Genomic DNA, 20,216 nt, shown 5'->3' on the forward strand with positions numbered 1-20,216 from the left:
GCGGCAAAACAACTAGCAGAATTTCAGCAACCAGAGATTCGTGTGACCAACTTTGTAGGCGGCACGGATAAACAACGACAAATGGACCGCTTGCAAAACCAGCAGCCGCAGCTTGTTATCGGGACACCGGGACGAATTCTAGATATGATCAATGAACAAGCACTGGCTGTGCATACGGCACGAGCCTTTGTCATTGATGAAGCAGATATGACATTAGATATGGGCTTTTTGGAAGAAGTGGACCAAATTGCTAGTCGATTGCCGGAAAAACTGCAAATGTTAGTTTTCTCTGCAACGATTCCAGAAAAGCTGCGTCCATTTTTGAAAAAATATCTCGAAAATCCATTGATCGAAGAAATTCGTCCGAAAGCAGTCATCTCTGAATCCATTGAAAATTGGTTGATCTCAACTAAAGGAAAAGATAAGAATCAATTGGTTTATCAACTACTAACGACGGGACATCCTTATTTGGCGATTGTTTTTGCCAATACCAAATCCCGAGTGGATGAATTAACCGACTATCTGAAAGAAAAAGGGCTGAAAGTAGCCAAGATCCATGGCGATATCACACCGCGAGAACGCAAACGTGTGATGCGTCAGGTTCAAAATTTAGAGTATCAATATGTAGTCGCAACTGATTTAGCTGCTCGCGGGATTGACATCGAGGGAGTTTCGCATGTAATCAATGCTGAGATTCCGGCGGATTTGGATTTCTTTATTCATCGTGTGGGACGTACTGGACGTAATCAGTTAGCTGGAACAGCGATCACTTTGTATGATCCTAGTGACGAACAAGCCATTCAAGCAATCGAAGATTTAGGTGTAAAATTCCAACCAAAAGAAATCAAAAATGGGGAGATCGTTGCAACATATGATCGGAATCGTCGACAAAAACGTGAAAAATCAAGAGACGAATTAGACCCAACATTGATTGGGTTGGTCAAGAAGAAAAAGAAAAAAATCAAGCCTGGCTACAAGAAGAAAATTCAGTGGGCTGTTGATAAGAAAAACAAAGAGAAACGAAAGATCGAACGTCGTCAGTCGAATCGCTCTGCTCGCAAGAATAAAAAAAATTCCAGTATCTAATTTAAGGAACACCCATCGGCCAGGCAATGGCTATTGGGTGTTCCTTCGTTTTAGCAAAGATTTTTTTCCATTTTTACACAGAGGATTCCATCTTCTTCAAAAGGAGGAGAGAGGATCTCATAGCCGCATTTTTGATAAAAGCCGACTGCTGCAATTTCAGAAGACAAAACCGACCAGCAAAAGCCATTGGTGATCGCTTTTTGCTCATAGGCCGCTAACAACTGCCGTCCTATCCCTTGCTTTCGATAGTTTTTAGCCACGCAAAAGCGATCGGGCTGGATCGTTTGCGAATCCAACGATTGATAGCGAATAGTGGCAATTGGTACTTGGCCTTCTGCCAGTAGAAAATAATGGCAGAACTGATCTTTTTGATCAAATTCTAATTCAGGAGCGATTCCTTGTTCGTCGACAAAGACAGATCTTCTAAGTGCAAAAACAGCCTGCTGAATCCAGTCCTCCCGCCCAAAATAAAGCTGCATCATTTTTCCTCCCAATTCATGGTATACTCAATCTATATTGATTGTAGCAGATGAAAGGGGAAAGCTCGTGGATTTTTTCGAAGCATTGCAATGGACGAATTGGAAAAATTTGACTGCTGAAGTCAAAAGCCAAGTGTTTCAGCAAGTAGTCATGTACTTTGTCAGCCCATTGAAAGAAATTACAGATGTTCATTTTATTAAAACAAGCTATGCAGGAATCAAGTGTGAGACCTTTGAATTAACGATTGATGAGGAACCCTTCGTCTTTGTGCCTGGAAATTATGAAACAATTCTAGGCTGGGACTTGGGCATTCAGGGATTGCCGATAACCTGCTGGTCTAAAATGTGGCAAGAACCTCTCAGCCCTTCGCTCCGTCGCTTGATCGAAGGCTACGGATTGTCAAACGCTGAGGAGTGGGGAGATTTTGTAAATGAATCAATGAGCCCATTACGCAAAGCGACCATCCCACCCATGTTGGTGCAGAAAATGGCATTGCCAGCAGGTACTCGTTTGATTGGAGAACTAGATACAGTCACGGGAGAATTCCATGGTCATGTTGATCAATTTGAAACTTTTGGTTCCGAGATACGGCAGGCATTTCAGCAGCCGCGAAGTTTTGAAGAAAGTTTGCAGTGGGAAATGCCAAGAACAATCAGTGCCGAAAATCAGTACTTTGCGGAACTGCATCCAGTGTCTGGCAATTATCATGTATACACCCACCAACGAATGACCCAAAATGAATTGCAGCACTGGCTGGGACAGCAGGGATATGATTTGATGAATGAAGAACAGTGGGAATATGTAGTGGGCGCCGGGACCCGTCGTTTATTTCGTTGGGGCAATGAAAAACCCTGTGAGGATGGTGTCAAATTGACCAAAAAAGCATTGGCTGAGCCGAACATGTTTGGCTTGATTTATCCGTATGCCAATGGATGGGAGTTAACTGACAGTTCATTTCTAAAGATGGAAGATTGGCCAGAGTGCGGCAATCCATTACTGGATACATTGCCCTATGCTAGTTATTATCGGTCACGCAAAATGTTGCAAGCAAACCAGCAGTTGGACCCTGAAAAATACCGCTACCGAAAAGCAGTTATTATTGATCGAGAACGGATTTGAGGATTGACTTTTTGTGAACATTTCCTTATACTTTTAAAGACGAAGGACATGGTTGATTTGTTCATTCTTTACAGAAAGTTTTTCAAAGCTGAGAGAAAAACAAGAATCCTAATTGATCGCTCCCTTTGGTATCTGATTCAGTAGAAATGCTGACGCCTGCTCTGCGTTATCGAGTCTGAGAGGTAATGATCAACATCATTGCAAGTAAGGTGGTACCGCGTAGCTACGTCCTTGCTCTGCAGTGGTGTTTTTTTGTTTGACTACCCAGAAGCGAGTTCGTCGAATGAACAGATATCAGAGAGAAAGGTCACCAAAGAACAAAAGCATTCCTTGCTCCCAAGCGATTTTATCATTAGAAAGTAGGAAAACTATATGAAACACTTATCAAGTGCCGAAGTTCGTCAAATGTTTCTCGATTTCTTTCAATCAAAAGGACATTCGATCGAGCCTAGTGCATCACTCGTCCCTGTAAATGACCCAACATTGTTGTGGATCAACTCAGGTGTAGCAACATTGAAAAAATATTTTGACGGTACCGTTGTTCCAGAAAATCCGCGAATCACCAATGCACAAAAATCGATTCGGACCAACGATATCGAAAATGTTGGTAAGACAGCACGTCACCACACCATGTTTGAAATGTTAGGAAATTTTTCGATTGGTGATTACTTCAAAAATGAAGCAATCCATTGGGCATGGGAGTTTTTGACTTCTCCAGAATGGATGGCCTTTGATCCAGAAAAGCTTTATGTCACAGTGTATCCAAAAGACACAGAAGCAAAACGAATTTGGCGCGAAGAAATCGGGTTGACTCCAGAACACATCGTAGAGATCGAAGACAACTTCTGGGATATCGGTGCTGGACCTTGTGGACCAGATTCAGAGATTTTTTATGACCGCGGACCTGAGTTCAACGATGTCGCAGAAGATGATCCGGAGAATTATCCTGGCGGTGAAAATGAACGCTATTTGGAAATTTGGAATTTGGTCTTTTCAGAGTTCAATCATCAAGCAGATGGCACGTATGAACCATTACCACATAAAAACATTGATACGGGGATGGGGCTTGAACGGATGGTGTCGATCATCCAAAATGCACCAACCAACTTTGAAACAGATCTCTTTATGCCGATCATCGAAGCGGTTCAAGAATTGAGCGGCAATTTTGCATATGGTGAAAGCAAAGCAACAGATATTTCCTTCAAAGTGATCGCCGACCACATTCGCGCGCTTTCTTTTGCTATAGGCGATGGTGCACTACCGTCAAACGAAGGACGCGGATACGTGTTGCGCCGTTTGCTACGCCGCGCCGTCATGCATGGCAAGAAATTAGGTATCGATTCAGCCTTTTTATATAAACTTGTTCCGATCGTAGGAAAAATCATGGAGAGTTATTATCCGGAAGTATTGGCTCAACAAGCGTTTATCGAAAAAGTAATCCGTAATGAAGAAGAACGGTTCCATGAAACCATCAATGAAGGATTAGAGATCTTGAACCAAGTCATTGCTAAAGTGAAGGCAGATGGGCAAGAGACATTAGCAGGTGCCGATATCTTTAAGTTGTATGATACTTACGGATTCCCTGTTGAATTGACTGAAGAAGTCGCTCAAGATGAAGGGTTGAAAGTTGATCATGCCGGTTTTGAAAAAGAAATGGATGCACAGCGGGCACGGGCTCGTTCTGCTCGATCGACTGAGCTTTCTATGGGTGTTCAATCCGCTCTTTTGACTGATATCAAAGTCGAAAGCCGTTTTGTTGGCTACGAAAGCCTTGAAGCCAACAGCGAATTGTTAGTGATCATTCAAGAGGAACAATTGCTTGATACAGTAACCACTGGTGAAGCCAAACTGATCTTCAAAGAAACACCATTCTATGCAGAAATGGGTGGTCAAGTAGCGGATACTGGTACTGTTGTTGACCAATCTGGTGTTATCGTTGCTGAGATCACTGATGTAAAAAAAGCACCAAATGGCCAGTTTTTGCATACTGCGAAGGTAACTGGCAACTTGACGGAAGGGGCTTCTTATTTCTTGCAAGTTGATCAGCACCGTCGGAACAAAATCATCAAAAACCACACAGCCACTCATTTATTGCACAAAGCGTTGAAAGAAGTGCTAGGTAGCCATGCAAATCAAGCAGGTTCATTAGTTGCACCTGGACACTTGCGTTTTGACTTTAGTCATTTTGGCCAAGTGACTGCAGACGAATTAAGTCAGATGGAACAAATCGTCAATCAGAAAATTTGGGAAGCTTTGCCAGTCGTAACTATCGAAACCGACATCGATACGGCGAAGGGCATGGGGGCGATGGCTCTCTTTGGCGAAAAATACGGCCAGGATGTGCGTGTAGTCAATGTCGCAGATTGGTCTATCGAGCTTTGCGGTGGCACACATGTCGCCAATACAGAAGATATCGGTATTTTCAAAATTGTTTCTGAATCCGGGATTGGTGCTGGCGTTCGTCGGATTGAAGCAGTGACGAGTCAAGAAGCTTACGCATTGCTGCATGAAGGAGAAGCACAGCTAAAAGCCATTGCAGGGATCGTCAAATCGGCACAAATCAAAGATGTAGTCAGCAAAACAGAACAATTACAGCAACAACTGCGGGATCTGCAAAAAGAAAATCAAGCACTGGCGAGCAAACTAGCCAATCAACAAGCTGGCGATGTTTTCAAAGATGTCAAAGAAGTGAATGGGATTCGTTTTATTGCTGCAAAAGTAACTGTCAAAGATATGAATCAGTTACGCCAATTGGCAGACCAATGGAAACAAAAAGAATTATCGGATGTTTTAGTTCTTGCTACAGCCAACGATGGCAAAGTTAATCTGTTGGCTGCAATGACGCCACAGGCAAATGAGAAAGGCTTGAAAGCTGGAGATTTGATCAAGCACATCGCACCGAAAGTCGGCGGCGGTGGCGGCGGACGTCCAGATATGGCACAAGCCGGTGGGAAGCAACCAGAAGGAATCGACGCTGCATTGACTGAAGTAGCCAATTGGTTAGCCGCAAACTGATTCTTTAACAGCAAATCATAAAAAAATGTATAACATCAAGAAATATCCGAACTGGAATTGTGTGTCAGAGAGCTGCCGCGTCTTTTTATAAGACGTTCGGTAGAGGATCGAAACGCGATTCCTTCGGGTATTTTTTCTGTTTTTGCAGAAATTGGATTTTATTAAAGAGAAATTTTGGAATAGCTGAAGCATTCATTTTTAGAAAAATACGTTTTTTACATGCTTTTAGTTGTTTTACTGATTTCATTCGGGGTAAAATAAGAAAGACGAATTTACGCTTGGAGGGAATGTTATGCTGCGCTTCTTTTTAAAGCGAATGAAAGGAAACGCAACTGATCGCACCATGATCGGTAAACTTGCGGGCTATCTGGGATTGCTCTCAAATGCACTTCTTTTTGTCGCAAAGTTTCTGATTGGACTGTCGGCACAATCGGTCTCGATCATGGCAGATGCTATCAATAGTCTGTCTGACACCGCCTCCTCCTTTTTGACATTGATCGGTTTTCGGATTGCTGCCAAGCCGGCGGATAGGGAGCATCCCTACGGCCATGAACGGTTTGAATACATTAGCGGTTTTGTGGTTTCTTTACTGATCACATTTGTTGGTTTTCAGTTTCTAAAAAATGCCTTTGAAAAAATCATTGCTCCTGAACCGATCCGTTTATCACCATGGTTGTTTATTGTGCTGATCTTGTCAATCGGATTAAAGCTTTGGCAAGGTCTCATGTACCGTCAATTGGCGAAGAAAATTGACTCTGCAACCTTACAAGCTAGCGGACAAGATAGTTTTAATGATGTACTCACAACAGTTGCGGTCTTGCTCTCTGCATTGATTGAATGGGGAACCGGTTGGCGGGTGGATGGGTATATTGGCTTGCTGATCGCGCTATACATTTTATTTAGTGGTATCATGATGATCCGTACCTTTATCAATGAACTGCTAGGTGCACGTCCGACAGAAGCTGAAATCCGTGAGATGGAGGATCGACTAGATCGTTATCCAACAATATTGGGGTACCATGATCTGCTCGTTCATAACTATGGTCCCAAGAATCGTTTTGCTAGTGTTCATATTGAAGTCAATGAAAGCTGGAGTTTGTCACAAGCCCATGAAGTAATTGATGCGATCGAACATGATTTTCAAAGGAACCTTCAAGTTGAATTGGTTTGTCATCTTGATCCTGTCCCTATCCAAAATAAACAGTACCGGCAGTTGCGGGAAAAAGTCAGACAAATCGTTGAGACGATTGATCCAGAGTTAAGGATGCACGACTTTCGGATTCACGAAAAACAGTTTGCTTTTGATTTGGTGATCCCAAAGCAAAGAAATTACACAGATCGTGAACTGCAAGATAAAATTTATCAAAAGATTACGCATGAAATCGGCACGTATGAGGTGGCGATCACGTTTGATCATACTTATTTGTTGTAGGAGGAAAATATGATAAAAATGGATATGAGTGTGGTTTCGACCGTCTTTTTGGCGTTGCTGTTTGTCAATACAGTTGCGGCATTTATTACTGTCTTTCGTAAACCGCGATCAATTGCAAGTGTTTTTGCCTGGATGATGACATTAGTCTTTATCCCGGGTTTTGGGTTTTTGTTGTATTTGTTTTGTGGTCGAGGAATCGACGGAGAAATCATTTATAAATTCAGTGAGCACCATCAAAGCAGGATCAATGAATTAAATCAAATCATCAAAGTCCACAATTATTTCTTTCCAGAGCATCCATACTCAGATGACAACCATCTATTGGAACGGTATTTTAAAAATTTAGATGAATCCCCTTTGACAAAAGGCAATCAGGTACAATTTTATACGGACGGCAAGGAAAAATTTGCTGCCTTATTTTCAGATATGCAAAATGCTGAAGACAATATTCATGTGGAATACTATTCTTTTTTTAATGATGAAATTGGTGGGCAGTTTCTTGATGTCCTAATTGAAAAAGCCAAGCAAGGAGTAGAAGTTCGACTAATATTCGATCCATGGGGTTCTCCCAAAGCAAATCGTAAATTCTTTCAGCCATTAATGGACGCTGGCGGAAAGGTCGTGCCCTTTATTACTTCAAAAAATTTGATTCGCAATACACGTTTGAATTACCATTTGCATCGCAAAATCGTGGTGATTGATGGCCAAATTGGCTGGACCGGCGGGTTTAATGTAGGGGATCAATATTTAGGTAAAAAAGCAAAATTTGGTTATTGGCGGGATACACATGCGCGAATCGTTGGAACTGCTAGTTTTACCTTACAGGAAATCTTTATCCGCGATTGGAATGCCTCGATTAGAAATGAAGCAGATCAACTGGAATATGAAGATCGCTATTTCATTTTACCGCCTAAAGAAGAGGCAGGTCATGTCGATATGCAAATCGTGGCCGACGGACCTGAGACGGAAACGCAGATTCTTAAAGGCGGCTTCGTCAAGATGATTTTGGCGGCTGAAAAATCGATTTGGATCCAAACCCCTTATCTGATTCCTGACGACAGTATGATGAATGCCTTGGAGATCGCCATCCACTCAGGTGTAGATGTTCGAATCATGATTCCCTGCATGCCGGATCATCCATTTATCTATCGAGCGACCCAACACTATGCCAACTATTTACATCGCCGGGGAGCGAAAATCTATATCTATGAGAATGGATTTTTACATGCCAAAACTGTTATGATGGATGATACCATCTGCTCGTTTGGAACGACAAATCAGGACATTCGCAGTTATGCGTTGAATTTTGAAGTCAATGCATTCGTTTATGATCAAGAAGTCACGGCGCAATTAAAAACGATTTTTGAAGAGGATATGCTGCAGTCCACTTTATTGACAGATGAAATGCTGGCTAAACAATCTTACTGGTTGCGTTTCAAGCAAAACTTTTCTCGTTTGTTATCGCCGATCTTGTAATTTTAAAGCCTTAGCTAACCCTTGACGGGCCAGATGGTCGGCACCTTTGTTTTGAGATTCGGGAATCCATTGGACAATCAGTAAAGTGAAATAGGGCAGCAACTCTTGGATTTCCTCTAAATACTTCCGAAAATCGGGGTTGTTCGTATCATTTTTGTCGATTGTTTGAGCGACGACTTTACTGTCTGTATAAAGCATGATCGTCTGGTCTTGCCATTCTTTCGTTAAGAGAAATTCAAGAGCATGATGCATCGCAGCAAATTCTGCTTGGTGATTTGTGAGCGTGGGTAGTACAAAGGCATGCTGTTCATGCAGGTCTTCCCCTACAATCAACAGACCGCCGCCACTAGGTCCAGGGTTTCCTTTGGTTGAAGCATCGAGATACACTTTTAGCATGAGTTGACTCCTTCTGTTATGATGGATATAAGTATACTAGAAATTGATCGCGTGAGGAAATTATTTATGAAACGTAACTATTTTTGGCAACCAGAACCAGCCACCGCAATTATCTATTGGTCCAGTTCACTGATCGTTTTGTTTTACAGCTTGATTTTGGCACTGGAAAATACTCGCCCTTATTGGAAAAGCAATCTTGTGTTGGGGATTTTTCTATTTCTTGTCTGGTTAGGATTGCAGCGCCGCCTTTATTTGACGGAGAAGACCATCAAAATCACCTATGCCCGCTTTTGGAAACGAGTAGTTATTCCTCTCGAGAAAATCCAAGCCATTGGGATAGAGAATCATCATTTGAGAATCGTGACCAATGAAAGAAGCGATACGTTTGTAATGCGTAAAAAAGATCTTGAAGTATTACAGACACACTTTGTTAATCTAGTGCCTATTCTTGAAAGACAAGAGTCAGAAAAATAATTCTGGCTCTTTTTTTATTCCAGTGAAAAACAGGGTTTCAATCTTCATGAAAAACGGTATAATAGAAATAGGACAAACAAATATGAAAGAATAAGGGATAATAGTTCGGGAATAGAGGGTTACTGATGAAAAAAGATATCGAAATTGCACAAGAAGCAACAATTAAACCGATTATTGACATTGCAGCAACTATCGGATTACAAGCAGAAGATCTAGAACAATATGGGAAGTATAAAGCAAAAATCGATTGGCCAGCAATCAAGGAAATCGCGAAACGTCCCACCGGCAAGTTGATCTTAGTTACAGCGATTAACCCAACCCCTGCGGGAGAAGGAAAGTCGACAGTCACGATTGGATTGGCAGATGGCTTAAACCGTATTGGAAAACAAACCGTGATTGCTTTACGAGAACCATCATTAGGTCCAGTCATGGGGATCAAGGGTGGTGCGACTGGCGGAGGCAGAGCGCAAGTCTTGCCGATGGAGGACATCAATCTTCATTTTACCGGGGACATGCACGCAATCACTGCTGCGAATAATGCATTATCTGCGTTGGTGGACAATCATATCCAACAAGGAAATGAATTAGGGATCGACCCGCGACGGATCATTTGGAAACGTGTCGTGGATTTGAATGATCGCGCATTAAGACAAGTGATCGTCGGACTGGGCGGACCACTGCAAGGAGTACCTAGAGAAGATGGCTTTGATATCACCGTTGCTAGTGAGATTATGGCTATTTTGTGTCTAGCAACGAATTTGGATAATTTGAAAGAGCGATTGAGCAATATTTTGATTGGTTATACGTATGATAAACAACCTATCTACGTCAAGGATTTGCAGGTTCAGGGGGCATTAGCTTTATTGTTGAAAGATGCCTTGAAACCAAATTTGGTTCAAACCATCGAAGGAACGCCTGCGTTGATTCATGGGGGACCTTTTGCCAACATCGCCCATGGCTGTAATAGTGTCATTGCAACTGAAACAGCTCTCCATTTAGGAGAATACACGGTTACTGAAGCGGGGTTCGGCGCAGATCTCGGGGCAGAGAAGTTTTTGGATATTAAAACACCCAATCTCTCTAAAGCACCAGACGCTGTCGTAGTGGTCGCAACGATTCGCGCCTTAAAAATGCACGGCGGGATAGATAAAGAACATTTAAAAGAAGAAAATGTAGCGGCTTTAGTCGCAGGTTTTGCCAACTTGAAACGTCACGTGAGAAACATGCAAAATTATCAATTGCCAGTTGTTGTTGCAATCAATGAATTTGTCACTGATACCGAAGCTGAGATCCAAATGTTGGAGCAATGCTGCAAGGAAATTGGTGTACCAATCGCTCGGACGCAAGTTTGGGAGAAAGGTGGCGCAGGGGGGGAACTTTTGGCGCAGCAAGTCGTCACTGCCATTGATGAACAACCCGGCAATTATCGTAGGCTTTAACAAAATGAGGAGAGCCTTCCTGATAAAGCTGCCAAGATCGTCAAAGAGATTTATGGCGGATCAAATGTGGTCTTCTCAAGTGTGGCACAGCGCCAATTGAACGTCTTCAAAAAAAATGGCTGGCATCAATTGCCGATTTGTATGGCAAAAACACAGTACTCTTTTAGTGATGATCCGCAGCTTTTAGGCGCACCGGCTGATTTTTCGATTACGATCCGTGAATTTGTACCAAAACTAGGCGCTGGTTTTATTGTTGCCTTGACCGGTACTGTTATGACAATGCCTGGACTGCCTAAGAAACCAGCAGCATTGAATATGGATGTCGATGCAGACGGCAATGTATCTGGCCTTTTTTAATCTTATTTTCTCTCCGCATCTGCGAATACTGGATGAAGAAATAGGTTCTCGAAGGCTCCAGTAATAGTTCAGTCAATTTCTTATAACGCACCACACTTACAGGTCACTATTGATTCTGTAAGTGTGGTGTGTTGTTTGCGAGCGATTCGTCGTCTTTCAGTAGGTTTTGTTTGGTTCGTTTTTTGTTGACGCTGTACATAGGCTGCGAGATTCGGAAGAGAATAAAACCTCCCTTTTTCTTCTGACTTTCAAAAATTGGAAGAAATAATTGAAGAGGCTGCGAGGATATTTGATTTTTTGCGAAGTTTTCTAAAAGTCTCCCATAGTTATCTCCAGCATTCCTATTTATCCGTCGCTCTTAGAAACATTAGAAACGAAAGTAGGAAACGGGAAGGGGAAAGTGTTATCAAGCTCTTTTAAACGAGAGACTATAAAAAGAATGGTTTTAAAAAGAGGGCTATAAAAGTCGCTCGTTTTTATCTTATGATTTGCCGCTTTTGGGTTTTCAATCTATTAAAAGACTGAAAGTTAAATATTAGCAAGAGGCAAGAGACGTGTCTTTTGTTATAATATAATCAGTAGTGCATTTAAAAGACTGTTTTCTTTCTAAGAAAATTAAAGTATACTGATAAAATTGGAGCGTATAAAACGATGAAACGTAAAATCATACGAAATACCGGCTTTTATGCAATGGGGAGTCCGCTGGATTTGCTAGTGGATGGTCAGAAAGTCGCCAGAATCAATCATCAAGAAACCGTCGAGCTGAATCTCAATTCTGACAACCGATTGTCTGTCCGATTTTCCATCCTAAAAAGCAAAGAAATTGCGTTGCCTGATTTACACGCAGAAACTCCATTAGAAATAAAAATGAATCCGCGACTGATTTCTTTTTATGTGCTGTTTTATATTGGTCTGTTTCTAATGATCGCGTTTTTAACTCGCAGTGGACAGTTGTCCATTATCCTTTCGGGTATCTTTCTTTATTTAGCAGGTTATCTATGTTTAGGTCTTTATTATAGCAAACAAGCGTATGTAATTGAGGAGGCAACAAATGGCTAGCGGAGCAGATATTTTTTTGAGTAGTTTCAATCGAATCGAAAAACAATTGAGAGACGATTTGGGTAATCCTCGTAACATGGGTTTTTCAGAGATGGTTCGCCGTCTTTCAAAACAGAAGCAAGGAGACATCAAAAAATACGAAGAAGATTTATTGCAGATGGCCCAATTGCGGAACGCCATCGTTCATGAAAAAATCGGTGAAAATTTTGTGATCGCCGAGCCAAATCAATGGGTAGTGACACGAATCCAACAAATCGAACAGGCCTTGTTGCAGCCTGAAACGGTCTTACCTAAGTTTGGTAAAAAAGTGACCGGTTTTGAAAAAACGTTGGCGCTGAAAGAAATCTTGAAGATCGTCGCTCAAAAGCGGTTTTCACAATTTCCACTCTATGACAAAGGACGTTTTGTTGGGTTGATCACTTTACGTATGTTAGGATACTGGTTTGCTCAAGAAAGTCTAAAAGGAGAGATCCGATTAGAAGGGCGTAAAGCAGAAGACTTGTTGATCAAAGACGGTAAAGAGTCCAATTATCAGTTTGTACCCGCAACAACAACGGTCACTGAAGTAGAAGACCTGTTCCATAAAAATGCTTTACTTGAAGCGGTATTAATCACAAAAAATGGCGATCCTAATGGAAATTTATTAGGCATCGTTCGTCCGCGGGATATTTTTAACGAAGAAAGTGTGGAAAAAAAATGATAGCTTTGTTTTTTTTACTAAGTGCCATAATTGTTGGACTTGATCAGTGGTTGAAGTTTTGGATCGTCAGCAATTTTGAATTAGGTGATGTTCAAACGTTGATCGACCATGTCTTTTCACTAACTTATATTCGGAATACCGGTGCCGCATGGAGTATCTTAGAAGGGAAGATGACCTTCTTTACGATCATCACGGTTGCTGCTGTTATTGTTGTAACTTATTTATTGATCCGTCATCGTAAAAGCAGTATATGGTTTCGATTGGGACTATCCTTTATCTTAGCCGGAGCGATCGGAAATTTTATCGATCGCTTGCGTTTGGGGTACGTCGTGGATATGTTTCAGCTAGATTTTATCAATTTTCCGATTTTTAATATTGCAGACATGTCGTTAGTGATCGGCGTGTTATTGATTTTTATCTATGCGTTAGTTGATGATGAAGTGAAGGGAAAATAAATGAATAATCAAATTGAAGTAGTAATCCATGAAGAAAAAGGGCGTGTCGATAAAGTATTGGCAGATCGTCTAGAAGCGAGCCGTTCGCAAATTCAACAATGGTTGAAAGAAGGTGCGGTCACCTGTCAAGGGGATCCAATTCGTGCAAATTACAAAGTAAAAGCTGGTGACCAGTTAGTGATTCAAGTACCAGAACCAGAGTCCCTAGATCTGGAACCTGAAGATATTCCTTTGACGATCGTGTATCAAGACCAAGATGTTGCCGTGATCAATAAACCGCAAGGAATGGTCGTTCATCCTTCGGCAGGGCATCCTAACGGAACGCTGGTCAATGCATTGTTGTATCATATGACCGATTTATCTTCAATCAATGATGTTGTACGACCAGGAATTGTTCATCGTATCGACAAGGATACGTCAGGGCTATTGATGATTGCCAAAAATGATCATGCCCATGAAGCGTTAGCCAAACAGTTGAAAGACAAAACTTCTTTACGGAAGTATGTTGCGCTGGTCCATGGGAATATTTCTCACGAAAAAGGCACGATCAATGCACCGATTGGCCGTTCTAAAGTGAATCGCAAGATGCAAGCAGTGCAAGAAGATGGTAAGCCAGCTGTGACACATTTTACAGTTTTGGAACGTTTTGATCAATTTACTTTAGTCGAATTACAGTTGGAAACGGGTCGGACCCATCAAATTCGGGTCCACATGCAATACATTGGCTTTCCATTAGCCGGCGATCCTGTATATGGCCCTAAAAAGACTTTGAAAGGCAATGGCCAATTTCTTCACGCCAAACTGTTAGGATTTACCCATCCGACAACTGGAGAATCAATGGTTTTTGAAGCGCCATTACCCGAACTTTTTGAGGAAACCTTAAAAAAATTGCGAAAAAATGATTGATTTTTTTTTCAAAGAACTGTATAGTGTGTGTAACAAATAAATAGCTCCTTTAAGTGTAGTCCCGTGAGGCTAAGAAGGAAATGAGCAAGTAGACGACTCCCGCGTTGGAGCATCGAAAACTTGCTGGATGATTGCGCATATTCTGGATCGCTGTATACAGCGCCAGAAAGTATGATCGGAAAACATAACTCCTGCCTCACTAGGCAGGAGTTTTTTTATGTTCAAAATTAGGAGGGAACGAAATGCCAACCAAAGAAGTAGTAGATGCAGTAACAATGAAACGAGCATTGACCAGAATCACTTATGAAATCATCGAACGCAACCGAGGGATTGATGACCTAGTCTTAGTAGGAATCAAGACTAGGGGAATCTATATCGCACAACGAATTGCTGAACGCTTGAAACAATTGGAAGGAGTAGAAGTCCCCGTTGGTGAACTGGATATCACATTGTATCGAGACGATAAAAAAACAGATGAAGATCCTGAGATCCATTCTTCTGACATTCCAACAGCAATCGATGGCAAAGAAGTCATCTTGATCGATGATGTGTTGTTTACAGGGCGCACCATCCGGGCAGCATTAGATGCCATCATGGATTTCGGTCGTCCTCGCCGGATTTCACTAGCCGTACTAGTCGATCGGGGGCATCGAGAATTACCGATTCGGGCAGATTTTGTAGGGAAAAATATTCCAACGGCATTAAGCGAACAAATCATTGTTGAAATGGAAGAATCTGACGGTTCTGATCGAATCATGATCAATAAAGAAAACGAGTAGGAAGAAGAGTGACAGACACATGGAAAAGCAAGAATTTCGCAATACCGATGTGGTATTAGATATCAATGATCGCCCAAAGGCATTGCCTTGGTTAGGCTTAAGTCTTCAACATTTATTCACGATGTTCGGAGCAACTGTTTTAGTACCGATCCTAGTTGGGATCAACCCAAGTATCGCTTTAGTAAGTTCCGGTTTGGGGACACTTGTTTACCTCGTTACGACGAAAGGAAAGATTCCCGCATACTTAGGGAGCAGCTTTGCTTTTATCGCTGCAATGCAAATGTTGATGAAATCAGACGGCTACCCGGCAATCGCCCAAGGAGCTGTTACAACAGGACTGGTTTACATCATCGTTTCTCTGATCATCAAAAAGATTGGTGCTGCATGGCTGGATAAAATTTTGCCGCCGATCGTCGTAGGGCCTGTGATCATGGTTATCGGGTTAGGACTAGCTGCTAATGCCGCTCAAAACGCAATGTACAATGGGGACATCTATGATTTTAAATTTATCTTAGTTGCATTGGTTACATTGGGATTGACGATTTTCTTCAACATGTTTTTGCGAGGGTTTCTTGGCTTGATCCCCATCTTACTAGGGATCATTGGTGGTTACTTAGTAGCTTTAGCTGCTGGGATCGTAGATGTGCAGCCAATCATTGATGCTGCTTGGTTCTCATTACCAAGCTTCGAAATTCCCTTTGTTCAATACAAGCCAACGCTACATTTGAATGCGATCACGACGATGGCGCCTATCGCTTTTGTCACGATGACAGAACATATTGGCCATTTGATGGTTTTGAATAAACTAACAAAGCGTAACTTTTTTGAAGAACCAGGATTAAACAAAACATTGATGGGAGACGGCTTTGCGCAAATCGTTGCCGGATTCGTTGGAGGACCCCCTGTGACAAGTTATGGTGAAAACATTGGTGTCTTGGCCATTACGAGAGTGCACAGTGTCTTTGTTATCGGTGGTGCGGCTGTCTTGGCTGTCTTGTTAGGCTTTGTCGGAAAATTGAGTGCCTTGATCTTGAGTATCCCAAATCCGGTCATTTCTGGAATCAGCTTCCTATTGTTCGGTGTCATTGCTGCAAGCGGGATGAAAATCTTGATCGACAATAAAATCAATTTTGACCGCAAAAAGAATTTGATCATTGCTTCTGTGATTCTGGTGATCGGAATCGGCGGCCTTGTCTTTACGGTCGGAACATTCACCTTATCAGCCATGGCATTAGCAACTGTCTTAGGAATCATTTTAAATCTAATTTTGCCAGAAACATCACGCAGTGAAGAACAATAGCTAGCAGTCAACTAAAAGGGAAAAACTAGGAGGTATTATTCATGATCATCCAATCAGAAAGAATCAGTTTAAAGCATCTTTTGACCGTTGAAGCATTAACAGATCGAGAAGTGATGGGGCTTATCCGCAGAGGGCAGGAATTTAAAAGAGGGGCCAAATGGATGCCGAAAAAAGAACAATACTTTGCTACGAACCTTTTCTTTGAAAATAGTACCAGAACCCACAAAAGTTTTGATGTAGCCGAAAAGAAATTAGGTCTTGAAGTGATTGAATTTGACTCCTCAACGAGTTCTGTGCAAAAGGGCGAAACCCTTTATGATACCGTGCTGACAATGTCAGCTCTTGGCGTGGATGTCGCTGTAATCCGCCACGGAGACGAGAATTATTATGACGAGCTGATCCAAAGTAAAACGATCCAATGCAGCATCATCAATGGAGGCGATGGCAGCGGACAGCATCCTACGCAATGCTTATTAGACTTGATGACGATCTATGAAGAATTTGGCCACTTTGATCAACTGAAAGTAGCGATCGTCGGAGACATCACCCATTCCCGTGTCGCCAAATCAAATATGCAAATGCTCAAACGATTAGGCGCCAAAGTGTATTTTTCTGGCCCGCCACAATGGTATGACAATGAATTTGAAGTGTATGGACACTGGTTGCCTCTAGATGAATTAGTGAATCAAGTCGATGTGATGATGATGCTTCGGGTCCAACACGAACGCCATGATGGCTCAGAAAGTTTCTCAAAAGAGGCTTACTTACGGGATTATGGATTGACAGTGGAACGTGCAGCAAAAATGCAAGACCATGCCATCATCATGCATCCAGCTCCAGTCAATCGTGATGTTGAGCTGGCAGATCCATTAGTTGAAGGGCTGCGTTCAAGAATTGTCACGCAAATGACGAATGGCGTGTTTGTCCGGATGGCAATTTTAGAAGCGGTATTGAATGGCAAAGCTTAATTATAAGAAACGCGACCAATAGAGATAGAGGAGGAAGCAACATGAAAACACTCATTAAGAACGGTAAGATCATCGCTGACGGTGATCATTGTATCCCTGCAGAAATTTGGATCGAAGATGGTATCATCCAAGCGATCGGAACGACTTTTTCAGAAACAGGGTTCGATCAAGTGATCGATGCAAAGCAACAACTGATCACTCCAGGATTAGTGGATGTTCATGTTCACTTCAGAGAGCCAGGATTTGAATACAAAGAAACGATCAAAACAGGAAGTATGGCAGCCGCTCGTGGCGGTTTCACTACTGTTTGTGCCATGCCAAATTTAAATCCTGTGCCAGATACCGCAGAAAAATTACAACAAGTCTACCAACGTATCCAAGAAGACGCCGTGGTTCATGTTTTGCAGTATGCACCGATCACAGAAGAATTACGTAGTGAAGTTTTAACGGATCAAAAAGCATTGAAAGAAGCCGGCGCTTTTGCATTCACCAATGATGGCGTTGGCGTCCAAACTGCTGGTACGATGTACTTGGCGATGAAAGAAGCGGCCAAAAACCAGATGGCATTAGTGGCGCATACAGAAGATGACTCTCTGTTATTTGGCGGTGTGATGCATGCGGGTAAGAGAGCAGCAGAATTAGGCTTACCGGGGATTCTTAGTGCTACAGAAGCATCACAAATTGCCCGGGATGTACTGCTGGCAGAAGAAACCGGGGCCCATTACCATGTCTGCCATGTTTCGACAAAAGAAAGTGTGCGGGTCATACGTGAAGCTAAACAAGCAGGAATCCATGTGACGGCAGAAGTTTCCCCCCATCACTTGCTTTTGATCGATGAAGATATCCCTGGCGATGAAGGATTTTGGAAAATGAATCCGCCGCTTAGAGGTAGAGCAGATCGCGAGGCATTGATCGAAGGATTACTGGATGGGACGATCGATTGTATCGCAACAGACCACGCGCCACATGGCTATGACGAAAAAATGCAAAGTTTTTTAAAAGCACCATTTGGAATCGTCGGTTCAGAATATGCTTTTCAATTGATTTATACGCATTTTGTCAAAACGGGCCGCTTTACACTCCAACAAGCGGTGGCTTGGATGACCGAGAAACCTGCTGAAATCTTTGGATTGAAAGCTGGCAGATTAATGGTGGGAGCTCCGGCAGATCTCGCGATTTTTGATCTAGAGACAGCTTATACTGTCGATTCGGATCAATTTCTTTCAAAAGGAAAAAGCACACCATTTAATAACTGGCCATTATATGGGGATACCACCCATACATTGGTCAATGGAAAATTAGTTTGGCAAAAAGGTAGGGGGATTTTATGAAACGCTGGTTGATTTTGGAAGATGGCACATTATTTGAAGGTGAGGGATTTGGCGCAGAGATCAATGTCTATGGCGAGATTGTCTTTACCACTAGTATGACAGGGTATCAAGAAACCATTACGGATCAAAGTTTCAACGGTCAGATCATCACCTTTACCTACCCAATGGTGGGAAATTACGGTGTTAATCGCGATGACTATGAATCAATCGCTCCCACTTGTAAAGGTGTTGTAGTGAAAGAACATGCTCGTGTAGCCAGCAACTGGCGGAAACAATTGACCTTAGACGAATTTCTAAAGCGCAAAAACATTCCGGGAATCGCAGGAATCGATACTCGGGCTTTGACTCGTAAAATCCGCCAATTTGGAACGATGAAAGCTAGTATTGTGGATGCCAATGATGAATTTGCTCATGCCTTTGATCAATTGAAAGCAGCCGTTTTGCCCACCAATCAAGTGGCACAAGTTTCAACTTCAAAGCCTTATCCAAGTCCAGGAACAGGACGAAATATCGTCGTGATCGATTTTGGCTTGAAACACAGCATTCTAAGAGAACTTTCTCAACGAAATTGTAATCTGACGATTTTACCCTACAATACCACCGCACAGGAAATTTTGGATCTCGCGCCAGATGGTGTCATGCTGACCAACGGACCTGGTGATCCGAAAAGCCTCCCTGAAGCCATCAAAATGATTCAAGAAATCCAAGGAAAAGTACCGATTTTCGGTATCTGTTTAGGACATCAGTTGTTTGCTTTAGCTAATGGCGCTGATACTTACAAAATGAAATTCGGTCACCGAGGATTGAACCATCCCGTTCGAGAAATCGCTACAGGAAGAATTGATTTCACCTCACAAAATCACGGTTTTGCAGTAGCAGAAGCATCGATTGATCAAGAGAAACTGATCATCACTCATGTAGAAGTCAATGATGGAACCATTGAAGGTGTCCGTCATCGTCGCTACCCAGCATTTAGTGTTCAGTATCATCCAGATGCTGCACCGGGACCTCATGATGGCGTACATTTGTTTGATGAATTTTTAGAAATGATCGATGCATGGAAGGAGCAGAACTAAATGCCAAAACGTACAGATATTAAGAAAATCATGGTTATCGGTTCTGGACCGATCATTATTGGCCAAGCAGCCGAATTTGACTATGCAGGAACGCAAGCCTGCTTAGCGTTGCGAGAAGAAGGCTATGAAGTTGTGCTGGTCAACTCGAACCCTGCAACGATCATGACCGATAAAGAAATTGCCGACAAAGTCTATATTGAACCAATCACTTTCGAATTTGTCTCCCGGATTTTAAGAAAAGAACGTCCGGATGCGATCTTGCCAACATTAGGCGGTCAAACCGGCTTGAATATGGCAATGGAATTAGCCAATTCCGGCATCTTGGATGAGATGGAAATCGAGTTGTTAGGAACCAAATTAGCAGCGAT

Annotated in this window: 17 protein-coding genes and 2 pseudogenes; 17 read left to right on the plus strand and 2 right to left on the minus strand. The window is 42.3% G+C overall.

All coding sequences use genetic code 11. From position 1 onward, the window contains the following. Positions 1–1,086, plus strand: a 1,086-nt coding sequence (locus AB5Z52_RS10965) for a DEAD/DEAH box helicase (RefSeq protein WP_368266914.1), incomplete at its 5' end; no start/stop codon positions are given. Positions 1,087–1,136: 50 nt separating this feature from the next. Here AB5Z52_RS10965 and AB5Z52_RS10970 read toward each other — a convergent pair. Further along, on the minus strand, positions 1,137–1,568 hold the full coding sequence (locus AB5Z52_RS10970) for a GNAT family N-acetyltransferase (protein WP_003126628.1): 432 nt from the start codon (positions 1,566–1,568) through the stop codon (positions 1,137–1,139). A 64-nt stretch (positions 1,569–1,632) separates the two neighbouring features. On the opposite strand from AB5Z52_RS10970, the gene AB5Z52_RS10975 reads away from it, so the two are divergent. The 4 genes from AB5Z52_RS10975 (at position 1,633) to cls (ending at position 8,608) form a co-directional block, all read left to right on the plus strand. Continuing rightward, the gene (locus AB5Z52_RS10975) at positions 1,633–2,685 is read left to right on the plus strand and encodes a hypothetical protein (RefSeq protein ID WP_041120086.1); all 1,053 of its coding nucleotides are present in this window, start codon (positions 1,633–1,635) and stop codon (positions 2,683–2,685) included. Positions 2,686–3,057: 372 nt separating this feature from the next. Next, on the plus strand, positions 3,058–5,700 hold the full coding sequence (gene alaS, locus AB5Z52_RS10980; RefSeq protein WP_003126626.1) for an alanine--tRNA ligase: 2,643 nt from the start codon (positions 3,058–3,060) through the stop codon (positions 5,698–5,700). Positions 5,701–5,992: 292 nt separating this feature from the next. Then, complete coding sequence (locus tag AB5Z52_RS10985; RefSeq protein ID WP_003126624.1) at positions 5,993–7,132, plus strand: cation diffusion facilitator family transporter; 1,140 nt, start codon at positions 5,993–5,995, stop codon at positions 7,130–7,132. Between the two features lie 9 nt (positions 7,133–7,141). Next, positions 7,142–8,608, plus strand: a complete 1,467-nt coding sequence (cls, locus tag AB5Z52_RS10990) for a cardiolipin synthase (RefSeq protein WP_003126623.1) — start codon at positions 7,142–7,144, stop codon at positions 8,606–8,608. On the opposite strand, the gene AB5Z52_RS10995 is transcribed toward cls, so the two are convergent. Then, positions 8,591–9,004, minus strand: a complete 414-nt coding sequence (locus tag AB5Z52_RS10995; protein WP_003126622.1) for a ribonuclease HI family protein — start codon at positions 9,002–9,004, stop codon at positions 8,591–8,593. The genes cls and AB5Z52_RS10995 overlap by 18 nt on opposite strands. Before the next feature lie 66 nt (positions 9,005–9,070). Between AB5Z52_RS10995 and AB5Z52_RS11000 the strand changes: the two genes are divergently transcribed. The 12 genes and pseudogenes from AB5Z52_RS11000 to AB5Z52_RS11055 form a co-directional block, all read left to right on the plus strand. Beyond that, positions 9,071–9,478 (plus strand): EbsA family protein, encoded by a 408-nt coding sequence (locus tag AB5Z52_RS11000; protein ID WP_137264393.1) that lies wholly within the window; start codon positions 9,071–9,073, stop codon positions 9,476–9,478. A 125-nt stretch (positions 9,479–9,603) separates the two neighbouring features. Further along, positions 9,604–11,274 (plus strand): annotated as a pseudogene (locus AB5Z52_RS11005) (formate--tetrahydrofolate ligase). 651 nt (positions 11,275–11,925) lie between these two features. After that, positions 11,926–12,333 (plus strand): hypothetical protein, encoded by a 408-nt coding sequence (locus AB5Z52_RS11010; RefSeq protein WP_003126618.1) that lies wholly within the window; start codon positions 11,926–11,928, stop codon positions 12,331–12,333. Then, entirely contained in the window at positions 12,326–13,033 is a 708-nt protein-coding gene (locus tag AB5Z52_RS11015; protein ID WP_005473174.1) for a CBS domain-containing protein, read from the plus strand. The genes AB5Z52_RS11010 and AB5Z52_RS11015 overlap by 8 nt, the downstream gene beginning before the upstream one ends. Next, positions 13,030–13,488, plus strand: a complete 459-nt coding sequence (lspA, locus tag AB5Z52_RS11020) for a signal peptidase II (RefSeq protein ID WP_003126616.1) — start codon at positions 13,030–13,032, stop codon at positions 13,486–13,488. The genes AB5Z52_RS11015 and lspA overlap by 4 nt, the downstream gene beginning before the upstream one ends. After that, positions 13,489–14,394 (plus strand): RluA family pseudouridine synthase, encoded by a 906-nt coding sequence (locus AB5Z52_RS11025; protein ID WP_003126615.1) that lies wholly within the window; start codon positions 13,489–13,491, stop codon positions 14,392–14,394. It abuts the gene before it with no gap. 242 nt (positions 14,395–14,636) lie between these two features. Beyond that, positions 14,637–15,173, plus strand: coding sequence for a bifunctional pyr operon transcriptional regulator/uracil phosphoribosyltransferase PyrR (pyrR, locus tag AB5Z52_RS11030; RefSeq protein ID WP_368243587.1), 537 nt, complete (start codon positions 14,637–14,639; stop codon positions 15,171–15,173). 19 nt (positions 15,174–15,192) lie between these two features. After that, positions 15,193–16,473, plus strand: a complete 1,281-nt coding sequence (locus tag AB5Z52_RS11035; protein WP_003126613.1) for a solute carrier family 23 protein — start codon at positions 15,193–15,195, stop codon at positions 16,471–16,473. 41 nt (positions 16,474–16,514) lie between these two features. Then, a complete protein-coding gene (locus tag AB5Z52_RS11040) occupies positions 16,515–17,441 on the plus strand; it encodes an aspartate carbamoyltransferase catalytic subunit (protein ID WP_137264394.1) in 927 nt (308 codons plus the stop codon). Positions 17,442–17,482: 41 nt separating this feature from the next. After that, on the plus strand, positions 17,483–18,772 hold the full coding sequence (locus tag AB5Z52_RS11045; RefSeq protein WP_368243588.1) for a dihydroorotase: 1,290 nt from the start codon (positions 17,483–17,485) through the stop codon (positions 18,770–18,772). Then, positions 18,769–19,848, plus strand: coding sequence for a carbamoyl phosphate synthase small subunit (locus tag AB5Z52_RS11050; protein ID WP_003126609.1), 1,080 nt, complete (start codon positions 18,769–18,771; stop codon positions 19,846–19,848). Before AB5Z52_RS11045 ends, AB5Z52_RS11050 begins: the two co-directional genes overlap by 4 nt. Next, positions 19,849–20,216 (plus strand): annotated as a pseudogene (locus tag AB5Z52_RS11055) (carbamoyl-phosphate synthase large subunit); the annotation flags it as partial.

The organism is Enterococcus sp. RTP21361st1_A6_RTP21361_211029 (genome assembly GCF_040910045.1).
GTDB classification, from domain to species: domain Bacteria; phylum Bacillota; class Bacilli; order Lactobacillales; family Enterococcaceae; genus Enterococcus_D; species Enterococcus_D gallinarum.